Source organism: Photobacterium kishitanii (genome assembly GCF_003026355.1).
GTDB lineage: Bacteria > Pseudomonadota > Gammaproteobacteria > Enterobacterales > Vibrionaceae > Photobacterium > Photobacterium kishitanii.
The window spans coordinates 81,608-93,326 of sequence record NZ_PYON01000005.1 but is presented as its reverse complement, the minus strand read 5'-3'; the positions used below and the strand labels follow the sequence as shown (position 1 = coordinate 93,326).

Genomic DNA, 11,719 nt, shown 5'->3' with positions numbered 1-11,719 from the left:
TCATGGATGTAACACATGGATTTGTCATCACTCAATACGCGCATTGACAACACGATATTTAAAAATCTTCGTATTGGTTTTATTTGGGCATCTAAAATCTCTTTAATCACAATAATGCTCATTACCGTTGTTATTTGGATCGATTTTTTTAACACCAAAAATAATGATTTATTATTAACCACTGTAGGTTTTAGTATTCAAGCACTGCTCTTTGCCCTTGGATGGCTTTTTTTTGCCCACAATAAAACCCTTCAGCATTACAGAATAGTTTCATCTAGTTATGCTTTGTTATTCGGATTAACATGGGGAGGGGCTATTATAAACCTTAATAACTTAGGTCATGCCTATGTTATTGTTGAAATTGTAGCTAATCTATTATTTCTTGTTGTACTACTTAGCTTTTATGCATATCGCACCGCTGTTTATCTCGCAACGATTCCTATTTTAGTTTTTACCACTTGGTACAGTATTGAAGATCCTCGATTTGACCTACTCTTTGCTTTAACCAAGCTCGCTATTACTATAATCATTATTGAATCTGGCCGACAGCTACTCTTTAAATGGTTCACTACTCGCATTAAGCAAGAACATGACAACAAACGTTTGCTAAAACAGCTGGCAAAAATATCTTTTACGGATCAATTAACACAAATTAATAATCGTCGTTTTTTTGATTTTGCAATTAATAAACAAATTATCAATGCAAAGCATTACCACCAACCACTTTCAATTATCTTAATTGATATTGACTATTTTAAACTTTTTAACGACAACCTCGGACATGTTAAAGGTGATATGTGTTTAAAATCAGTGGCGACGACAATCCAAAATAGTTTATTGAGGAGTAGTGACACCGTATCTCGTTATGGTGGTGAGGAATTTGTGGTCTTACTGCCTAATACTGATAACCAAGGTGCACGTTGTGTTGCTCACCGCATTCAACAAAATGTAGCAAGCTTAGCGATTACCCATCCAAACTCTGATATTAGTCAAACTGTCACCGTCAGCCAAGGTATTGCCACATTGAAAGCGAATCAACTTCCTAGTCAATTAATTGATGTTGCAGATAGCTATCTTTATAAAGCGAAGGAATTAGGACGTAATCAATATTACGGCACATAAAGATGAAAAGTGTTAAGGCATTATTACTCTAAACAGTAACTAGCGCCATACTATGGATAATCACAAACTATAAATAATTAAGTATTTAAAATAGATCAGGCATAGTCAATATCAAGCCAATCATGATGATAATAACTATGCCTATTTTCGCCTTGTTACTACTATTACTGCCAATAAGCGATAGCTACGCTCAACCTTTCACTCTCATGAGTTGGAATATGCAATGGCTATCGCTAAATCCCAAATCACCTATCGTACGCTCAGCGGCAGATTATCAAGCCTTAAAACAACTATTTGCCATTCATTCACCCGACATCCTCGCATTTCAAGAGGTAGACAGTACCGAGGCTTTATACCAAGTAATCAATCAACAACACTATAAAATATATCTTTCCTCACGAACCAATAGTCCACAAGATAGTTTTAAAATAAATAATCAATACACAGGATTTGCGATTAAGCATGGTATTGATATTGAAGATATAACTGATTTATCACAACTAAGCTCTCCAGCTATCGCAACAGGTAATTCAATGCCTTTTAAAAACAAATTACGTTATGGCAGTATGATACGTATTACCATTAATAAACAATCAATTATTTTACTTAATCTTCATCTAAAATCAGGTTGTTTTACGGCTAAACAATTGGCCCAACAAAAAGGTAGATCATGTAAAACTCTGGCCCAGCAGCTTAAATTGATTGAGCATTGGGTTAGTACTCAACAAGCAATATCACAACCTTTCATCATTGTTGGTGATTTTAACCACCGCATTAAATCCAGTAAAAAATTTATCGATAAAATTACTAACGATCCAACAACTATCCACCACGTTTCTGCTGCAATTAATGCTAATTGTACGGTAAAGTTAGCCAGCAAAGTAACCCGCTATCGTACCTACAGAACGCTCATCGATCATCTTTTCACGACCACAAATATTAAAGCTCTTAATCAACATCAGATTCAGTATGATAAACAGCAACTATCACAATTTACACTCAGTGATCACTGTCCATTGTTGTTTACATTAGCTGTTCATTCTTCGTCACATACATAACTAATCAGTCGCGTACCCACCATTACAATAACGTACATCGGGAATAATATTATGCTTATTGAGTAAACGGTACATTGTGGCCCGTGATACACCAAGATCTTTCGCCGCAGATGCTACTTGCCCCTTGTGTGCCTCAAGCATAGCGACTAATACATCCTTTTCGGCTTCATCTTTAATCGTTCGTAAACTTTGTTTAATATTATTTTTCTTCGGTAAGTCAAAATGATCCAAGCTAACTTCATTACTATCATTTAATAATGAAACCCGCTTAACTTGATTGATTAATTCACGGACATTACCTGGCCAGTTATATCGAAGTAATAGTTGCTTGGCCTCTTCACTGTAATGCATTGCGAGCGTATTATATTCCTTAGAGTATTTTTGCAAATAATACTCAGCTAATAAAATAATATCAGCACCACGTTCTCTTAATGTAGGTACTACAACATGGAATACATTTAACCGATAATAAAGTTCTTTATTAAAGTTATCATTTTTAACCGCTAGTTCTAAATCGATACTTGATGAAGTAATCACACGTACATCAAAAAAACCTTGATCATTTAATTTTTCATTTTCTGGTTGTTGTAAATAATTAAGCAATTTCAACTGTAATGGTTTAGAAAGCTCTTCGATACCATTGAATAGCACCGTCCCATTAGTAATAATATCATTCGAACTTGTATGTCGAAGTGGATCTAAAAAAGCAGTGCGTTGATCATCTTCTGATAATGAAGAACAATTAATTACAACTATATCGTCATTACGACGTTTACTTAAATTATGAATTGTCTTTGCGATAAGTTCTTTTCCAACCCCTTGTTCACCACTCAAAAGAACATTAACATCAGTCATGGCAACTCTTTTTACCATATCTCTTAAGTGTTTAATCGATTTAGACTCACCATATAATCCAATTTCACATTGATGATTAGCATCAATCCAAGACGTCGACTCAATATCCAACATCCCTAGCTGATGACCTGCCGTGTCTAATAATTGACTTGAGGGTATTGGTGTTGAAAAAAAATCGACACAGAAGTTATTAATGAATTGGCAAATAGAATCAATTCTTAATTGCTCTTTTTTTATTATTGCTATCCATTTAACATGCTTTGTTTTATTTGCACGCTGGGAAATACTATTTAAGCTAAAATCATTATTGCTCAAATCAACAATACAAACACATGGACTATACTCTTCTAATATTGCATCAGCTGTTCGCAAATCATAACAACAATGGGTTTTCCAACCAGCTTGCTCTAACAATGCAATCCAAGGTTCATAAGTACACCCCATAGCAATCAAACGTCCATTACTCTTTTTTTTATCATTTATAGCTACCATTAGAGTCACCCTTTAAGAAAATAGCCATTCTCGATTTATATTAAAAAATATAGGTAACAACAATGTATTTTGCATTGTATCAACGATAAGAATAGCAATAAAAATATACCAATTGAAATTCATTAATAATATAATATTTTATATATTTGTTATATTTCATAGCATTAAGAATATTTAAGATAAAAATAGTCATATAAATTATTTACTTTAAAAAAAGAAAGAAAAAAGAAAATATTGAACTTTATTGTTTTTTTATACATTTAAATATGCATTAAAATACAATTATATAGACATCAACGGAATAAAATAAACCATGATGATGAGCAAAAAAGCAAGGATAATACGAGACCTTACCCTACTTTTGTTTTATCCTTGCCTAAATAATGATATGTAATAAATAGGACGACAGTATGTCTACTCCATTAGATGCTGCAATGATTGAAACAATTTTGAGCTTTGATACTGAAAAACGTTACAAACACTTAGTGAAAGAAGTGGTTGCCAACCGTGAAATATGGATTCTTACCGATGAACATGGTTGCGTTATGCTCAATACTGATGATGAAGATTGCGTACCTGTATGGCCGAATAAAGAATTTGCAGAAGCATGGGCAACCGGTGAATGGGAAACATGTAAAGCAGAAGCTATCTCATTAAATAAATGGCATAGCCGTTGGACTCACGGCCTTGAAGATGACGAACTTGCATTAGTCGTATTCCCAATTCCTGAACAAGAAGGTCTAGTGATCTATCCTGATGAATTTGATTATGAATTAAAAACATTAGCGAATAAACGTCGCTAATTAGATCAAAGTGCCTAATAGGCTAGCATTAAGCTGGCCTTATTTTTAAACGCCCAGCATCTAATAAGGTATATTTTGAATACTATTGTCGAACAAATTAAACAAACACCAGCCAGTATTGATTTTAACGATGTTATTGCTGCTATCAGTAAACATTATCATTATCAACCGGTACGTTTTACTAATGGTCTAGAAAATAATATCATCATCAATCAAGCAGGCACTAACGAAGGATCATGCAAAATATTTGCGTTTGCATACTTACACCAACTATCACAAGCTGAAACTTTAGCCTGTTTTGGTGCATTTTACCGTAAAGATGTCCTTCAACATCCTCAACATACTGATCACCAAAATATTCGTCAATTTATGCTATCTAGCTGGGAAGGGATCACTTTTGACCATTTTCCTCTCACACTAAAAACAGCAATATAAAAGCCATTAAGTCAATTCATACCTAATGGCTTTATATAATAATAGGAATACACCTACAGTGGTTTTTTACAGTGACTGCATTTTTGTGGCGGCTTCATAAAAAAAGGAGAGCGGCTAGCCTGACCACAACGATCACAAAACCTTGTTGATCGAATAGTCAATAATGTTACAGGCACTAATAAAATCAATATTGCAATCATCCATGCTACAGGTGGTTGCATAAAGATAATAAAACCACCAATTACAACATTACTAAACACAGTATAAATTGGCCATAATCGACGCTTTTTAGCCACATCATTACCACGTTGGAATAGCATCACACTTCCCACCGTTAGGCCTAGCCAAATTACAACGAAACCAATTAGTAGATTTTCCTGCATTTTTTTTCCTTAAAAAATATATCTTTAAACACAACACCTATTTAACTAGGTGTCATATAGTTACTGCGTTAAACCACTTTCAATAATTGTTACTCATTGCGTCAAATATTGACAGTAATCTTATTACTATGCCGCATTTTTAGCCGATTTAATAACGACATTTCAAACAAAAACCACATGTAACAAAAAAGTTATCATTATGATGCAGAATACTGTTGATTATATTAATAAAAGTATTATATTTAGCGACAGAACAGGATGTTCATTGAAAATGCCTACTTAGCTGCCATTTGCTAAAGATAGGTTTAAGGAGTGAAAATGGTTACGATTTCATATTCTCAAATAGCGATGCACAATGTGCGCTCTATCGTGCATAACTGCGCCACGCCCAACCGTCTTAGTCTTATTAACGATTGGCGCGATGACAACATTCAACAACCTCATCAGCAATTTGAGGCATTGTATGAACACGCTAAATTCGCGCAAGTAGAACTTAACCAACTAATTAAAAAATCTGCGTTACGTACTGATTGCCACGCAATTCTTCCCGGCCAAAAGTCTCGAATACGTGCCCAACAAAAAATCACAACAGAACTGCATGGCAAGTCCGAAGCATTAACGGATCTCGTACGTGGCTCAATTATTGCTACTAATATTGATGATTTAATCGCAGCTTACGATTACTTAATACAATATACCGATGTTTGTGGAGTTAAAAACCGCTTTAGTCGACCAACAGATTCTGGCTATCGTGATATTAAACTATTAATACGGTTACCAAACAGCCATTTTATTGCCGAGATACAATTGCATCTCAAAAAAATAGCCTCAATAAAAAATGGCGTTGAACATTCAATTTATGAGCAAATTCAAAAAATTGAACGTCAAGCAATGACTGAATCGCGCTTGCTACATGAATTAGAACAACAGAAAATTAAAAAATTGCGTCAACAATCACAGCATCTCTATCACCGTGTGTGGCAGCACTATATGGGCAATAACTGTTTAGCTAGTTAACCATTGATACGGGAATTGTATGTGGTTATGAATGATGTAAATATGCTGTAATAAATAATTCAAAAATATGAATACCAGCACAGTATTCAATTCCCATTCAGGGTAAAGTTATTACTATGTGAACAGATAATAGATAACAACCAACACTCTACATACAAACTTTTTAGTTATGCCCGTTTTAGTATGTTTTGATATTGCACTGCAATATTTTTAGGAGTTGTTTAATGGACATAAAATCTGTTTTACGTACAAGTTTTGTTCTTTTTTGCATGCTCAGCCGCTCTGTTGTGGCTGCGCCAGCTATTACTCCCGCATTTAATACCCACGACCAATCACAAACGCGTCAAACACAAGCAAGTCGTAAAGCCTTTCAACGTGACTTAAGTGGCTTATACAGTATCCAATCATGGAAAGATGATAATCTACGTCAACCATTTAAAAATTTTGACGATCTTTATTTAGCAGCTACTGACGCACAAATTGAATTACAGACATTACTTCAGACTGTCAGCCTTGCATCTACAACCAATATTATTATTCCTAATATTAAATCAGCACAACGTTCTCAACAAAAAATCACGACTGAATTACGAGGTGAAGTAGATAAAATCACCGATATTGCACGAGGATCTATTGTTGCTAAAAATATTCCAGCATTAGTTCAAGCTTATGAATTACTGGCAAAAGAAGCAACAATCGTAAGTGTGAAAAATCGCTTTAAAAATCCAACGTCATCAGGCTACCGTGATTTAAACGTGCTGGTACGTTTACCTAACAGCCAAGTAATTACTGAAGTTCAACTACACTTAAATGAAATATCAACAATTAAAAATGGTCCAGAGCACGACCTTTATGAAAAAATTCAGCATATTGAGCGTGCAGCATTACAACAACAACGTCCATTATCTGAGTTTGAAGTAGCACAGATTAATAAGCTACGACAACAATCTCACCAGCTTTACCAAACAGCATGGTTAGGTTATCTGCAACCTCAAGCCGCATAACATTTATATTTATTGAAACAATAGAGCCCGAGATCGAATATTGAGAACAAAAAATCGAGCGGGCTTTTAGACTATATAATTCCATTTGAACATAAAAAATCCCCTTTCTTAAATCTATCCCTCTTTAAATATCTCATTTATTCATTTTTGAAAATATCATTTGAAATAAAAATGTTAATTATATGTACTTATCAATAATAAATTACGTATATAGATTGGATTTATTCCGATATCGATAAAAGGCTTTATTTGAGCGATATCATAATTACATTTATTTACTCTCAATGACTGCATTTTTTTATCGTGAAAACATTTTCTATCTCTTATTATCCAGCGCTAGATAACGGACGCTTTTCAATATGGAGATAGATAATGGTTACTATTTTTAGCCTTGTAATTATATTCCTTGTAGGCTTATTAATTTATAAAAAATACAACCCGCAAACAACATTACTGCTTGGCGGTATTATAATGATGGCCGCGGCTATTATATTTAGTACTGGCACACCGCTTCCAGAAAATATTTCAAGCGGTAATCAATGGCTTGATATCTTTACATTTCTAAAAAACACCACCGCAAAGACTGTCGGTACGCTTGGTCTTATTATTATGGCTGTTGGTGGTTTTGCTAAATATATGGATCATATTGGTGCCTCACGAGCACTGGTCAATATTGCAATTAAACCATTAGGTTATTTTAAAGCGCCTTATTTAGTTATGGCACTTGGTTATATCATGGGGCAAATACTCAATATCTTTATTCCAAGCGCATCAGGTCTTGGATTATTGTTGATGGTAACGCTTTACCCTATTTTAGTGCGTCTTGGGGTCAGTAAAATGTCTGCTGTAGCAGTTATTGCAACAGCAGCTTGTTTAGATTTAGGACCAGCGTCTGGTAACGTCAATTTAGCCGCTCGTACTGCTGATATTCCTGTCACCGAATATTTTATTAGTTATCAATTACCCGTTGCGATTGCGACTATGATAACAATCGCTACGCTGCACTTTTTTGTCCAGCAATGGTTCGATCGTCGCACAACAACTAATGACAACGTTGAACTTCAAACAGAAGAAATCCAAGTTGCACCACCAGCGTGGTACGCTTTACTGCCGATTATACCGCTGGCATTGATCATGATCTTTAGTCCAATGGCTATCGCAACCGTAAAAATAGATGTTGTAACCGCAATGTTTATTTCAATTGCTGTAGCAATGGTTTGTGAAGGGATTCGTCATGGCGCAAAACCGATCTTTAAAGACATTTTGGTTTATTTCGATAGCATGGGTAAGCAATTTGCACGTGTAGTAACACTGGTTATTGCGGGTCAGGTATTTGCTCATGGTATGAAAGTAATTGGCTTACTTGATACCGTAATCAACTTTGCTATTAACGCCTCAGTATCACCGGCATTAATGATCATTTTAATGGTTATTATCATTACCTTTGCTGCAATTTTAATGGGTTCAGGCAATGCGCCGTTCTTCTCATTTGCAGCAATGGTGCCAGATATTGCTGATAAGGTAGGTATTAATGCGGTTGTTATGCTGATGCCAATGCAATTAGCCTCCGGTATTGCTCGCTCAATGTCACCAATTACCGGTGCAATCGTTGCTGTTGCTGGTGTCGCTGATGTGTCTCCATTTGAATTAGTAAAACGCACAGCCATTCCAATGATCGGTGCATTAATTGTATCAACCACAATGTCACTTATCTTAGGTTTATAACGAATCAACTACACTCAAAAAAAAACCGCATCAAATAAGATGCGGTTTTTATTATTTAATTATTAATCATAATTTAAATACGTTCCCATGGACCATTCACATCACCGGGTTGATTACCTTTAGTCCACCATTTAGCACGGTAGTTATTACCTTCAAAGATAACTTCGTCACCGGCAACATACGCTTTATTTGCAGACCAATTACCAATCTCACCCGTTGTTTCTTCTACCCATACAGCAGCTGTTCCTGGTGTTTCACCTTTGGTCCACCACTGAGCTACATAAGTGATACCATTATAAATAACACTATCACCACCACTATATTCTGTTGTTGGGCTCCATGTATCACCACCAGCGGCTTGTCCTGTCACATTCACAACAACCGTTTGCTGTACTGACGCTTGGCCATCTGTCACAGTAACCACAACAGTTAGCGTTACATCTTCAGTCGTTATTGGTGCTGTCACGGTGATATCAGCACCGCTAGCCGTTGCTACAACCTGTCCTATTGATGAAGAATAAGTTAAGTTATCGCCCTCAGCATCAGTTGCGGCAACAGAGATAACCACATCTTGACCACTTTCAACAGCAACTGTTGCTGGTGCTGTTAATACTGGCGCCGTATTTTCAACAACGCCTGAACCTTTAACATTCACCACCACAGATTTAGTCACACTTTTACGGCCATCAGTCACTTTAATCATTACAGATGTCACCATATCAGTCGCTGTGTTTGGTGCGGTATACGTCACTGTTGCAGTACCATTACCATTATCTGTAATTTGTGCCTCTGGAGAACTAAAGCTTAAACTGTCGCCATCAGCATCTATTGCAGAAACACTAAAACTAATAGTCTCGCCAGACTGTGCAGCTTGAGTGGCTGGTACCGTCAATTCTGGCGCAGCGTTCGGAGTAATATCAGCGCTAAACACATCATCAATTGCTTCTGCTAGGGGTGAACTTAACTTAGTACATTCTTTTAACTTAGTACCGTGGTTGATAAAGGTACCTTCACACTTAATATCGCCGTGTACTTGCCAAACAATAACCCCACCTAAATCGTGATCAACAATGTACTGCGCTTTCTTCTTCATCGAAGGAACATCGTCATAACTTAAGAAGTATTTACCTTTAACAGCATAAGGTACTTCTGCACTCGCATCCCACTTATGCTCCCAACCAGGCGTTGTAACGATATAATTGTAATTTGGTGAGCCTTCAAACTCTTTCCAGTTATCAACATCGACAGCAGTTAACAATGGACCATCAACAGACATGGTATACATACGTTTATCAGTTGGCGCACCTAAATAAGCTTCAGCTTCTGTGGTCTGCACACCTCGACCATAAAAAGCAGCACCGAAGTTAATTTTCTCCGATGGAATGCCCTTTTCTGCCATCCAAATACGCAAGGTATCTAAATCTAATCCAGCATATTCTTCTTCTGGGTATGGGTATAACGGTGCGTTATGTGCAGTAACATTAGACCAACCACCATTAAGGTCGTAAGTCATCATATTAAAGTAGTCCATTGATTTAACGAGGCGAGGCCAATTAAACCCTTCGAGTTTTGCCGTTGATGCAGAGAATGCCGCTGTCAGTAATTTATCAGGACCAATACGTTTGCGAATATCTTCCATTAATTGTTCAAAGTTCGCGAAATCGGCAGGATCTCCCGCAAAATTCATTCCACCAAACCCTGGATATTCCCAATCAATATCAATACCGTGGAAACCTAATGCCATTAACTTATCTAAATCATTAAGGAAACGTTCTTTTTTAACTGGGTCAGCAGCCATTTCAGGAAAATGTTTAGACATGCTCCAACCACCTAGCGATGCCATAACCTTAACACCTTTCTGATTGGCAAGATCAATCAAGCCAGGAGCACCACCTTCTTTTTTCAGTGGAATAGGCATATTACCTTCAATGCCTGTTGGTTCATGACGCCAACCTTTGCCACTTTTCACAAAACCTTGTGCTGTTACCTTGGCTAAATTTTCCGCATCCCAAGGTTCATTAACTGGGTATTGATGAATATATTCCAACTCACCCCACAAAATATGGAAATCCCAGCTAGAATATACATCTGGGTGTAATAATGGCCCAGGCTCTTGTACGCTATCAGGCTTATTAATATCTTTATTACGTAAATCACCACTGTGCAATGTGCCGTCTTTTGCTACTCCAAAAAACGAGAAATTAAGAATAGAGTAAATATCCATATCAACATTTAAATGAGTCGCTTCGCCTTTTACAGAAAAACCTGCACTAGTACCTTTCCATGCTTCCCATTGAGTTAGATAACCAATCACATTCTTATTATGTGCTGGTGCTGCTTGTACTTGAGCTGCTGAACCCGCCAATAAAAATCCAGCAATAATACCTGCAACTTTCGTTTTATTAAGTCCCTTTTTCATTTTGTGCTCCACGTTATGATTGATAGCTACTTGCTATATCAGCTTTTATGAATTCAGCTGATTTTTATAACGATTAGTAATGTTTTTACGCCATTAAGAATCTTGTATCATTGTTATAGATCTTTTTTGGTTTAGCGAAAAAAAATTATCATTTTGATTACAATGATCAACAAAAACACAACAAATGGAACTGGGTTCATACTTTGTCAGCAACAATACGAACAATAAAACATCATTTTGCTATCGATAACGACAAAAAAAAGGAGATAATATTTAGATAAAAATATCATTATAAAGCTGATGGAATTTTTTCTAGACAGATATTTGTTCTATTAGAAAATAAAAGCATAAAAAAACGAGTTGTAAAATACAACTCGATTATTATTTAATTGCTATTGTAATATTA

General features: G+C 36.0%; 10 protein-coding genes. 7 read left to right on the top strand and 3 right to left on the bottom strand.

The annotated features are described in order from the left end of the window. The first annotated feature begins 15 nt into the window (after positions 1-15). Positions 16-1,122: a GGDEF domain-containing protein gene (locus C0W29_RS07665; RefSeq protein ID WP_045045152.1), complete on the top strand. Its 1,107-nt coding sequence runs from the start codon at positions 16-18 to the stop codon at positions 1,120-1,122. 137 nt (positions 1,123-1,259) lie between these two features. After that, positions 1,260-2,180: an endonuclease/exonuclease/phosphatase family protein gene (locus tag C0W29_RS07660; RefSeq protein ID WP_158260015.1), complete on the top strand. Its 921-nt coding sequence runs from the start codon at positions 1,260-1,262 to the stop codon at positions 2,178-2,180. Here the strand turns inward: C0W29_RS07660 and C0W29_RS07655 are convergent, their stop codons facing one another. After that, entirely contained in the window at positions 2,181-3,527 is a 1,347-nt protein-coding gene (locus C0W29_RS07655) for a sigma-54-dependent transcriptional regulator (RefSeq protein ID WP_045042467.1), read from the bottom strand. It abuts the gene before it with no gap. 410 nt (positions 3,528-3,937) lie between these two features. Between C0W29_RS07655 and C0W29_RS07650 the strand changes: the two genes are divergently transcribed. Both C0W29_RS07650 and C0W29_RS07645 read left to right on the top strand, forming a co-directional pair. Further along, a complete protein-coding gene (locus tag C0W29_RS07650) occupies positions 3,938-4,330 on the top strand; it encodes a DUF2750 domain-containing protein (RefSeq protein WP_045045153.1) in 393 nt (130 codons plus the stop codon). 75 nt (positions 4,331-4,405) lie between these two features. Next, entirely contained in the window at positions 4,406-4,765 is a 360-nt protein-coding gene (locus C0W29_RS07645; RefSeq protein ID WP_045045154.1) for a HopJ type III effector protein, read from the top strand. 53 nt (positions 4,766-4,818) lie between these two features. On the opposite strand, the gene C0W29_RS07640 is transcribed toward C0W29_RS07645, so the two are convergent. Beyond that, positions 4,819-5,148, bottom strand: a complete 330-nt coding sequence (locus C0W29_RS07640; RefSeq protein WP_045045155.1) for a hypothetical protein — start codon at positions 5,146-5,148, stop codon at positions 4,819-4,821. A gap of 318 nt (positions 5,149-5,466) precedes the next feature. Between C0W29_RS07640 and C0W29_RS07635 the strand changes: the two genes are divergently transcribed. The 3 genes from C0W29_RS07635 (at position 5,467) to dcuC (ending at position 8,894) form a co-directional block, all read left to right on the top strand. After that, a complete protein-coding gene (locus C0W29_RS07635; protein WP_052671657.1) occupies positions 5,467-6,165 on the top strand; it encodes a nucleotidyltransferase family protein in 699 nt (232 codons plus the stop codon). A gap of 224 nt (positions 6,166-6,389) precedes the next feature. Then, entirely contained in the window at positions 6,390-7,169 is a 780-nt protein-coding gene (locus C0W29_RS07630) for a RelA/SpoT domain-containing protein (RefSeq protein ID WP_045042463.1), read from the top strand. 372 nt (positions 7,170-7,541) lie between these two features. Further along, positions 7,542-8,894, top strand: a complete 1,353-nt coding sequence (gene dcuC, locus C0W29_RS07625) for a C4-dicarboxylate transporter DcuC (RefSeq protein WP_045042462.1) — start codon at positions 7,542-7,544, stop codon at positions 8,892-8,894. A gap of 73 nt (positions 8,895-8,967) precedes the next feature. Here the strand turns inward: dcuC and C0W29_RS07620 are convergent, their stop codons facing one another. Beyond that, entirely contained in the window at positions 8,968-11,313 is a 2,346-nt protein-coding gene (locus tag C0W29_RS07620) for a glycosyl hydrolase family 18 protein (RefSeq protein WP_045045156.1), read from the bottom strand. Between the last annotated feature and the right edge of the window lie 406 nt (positions 11,314-11,719).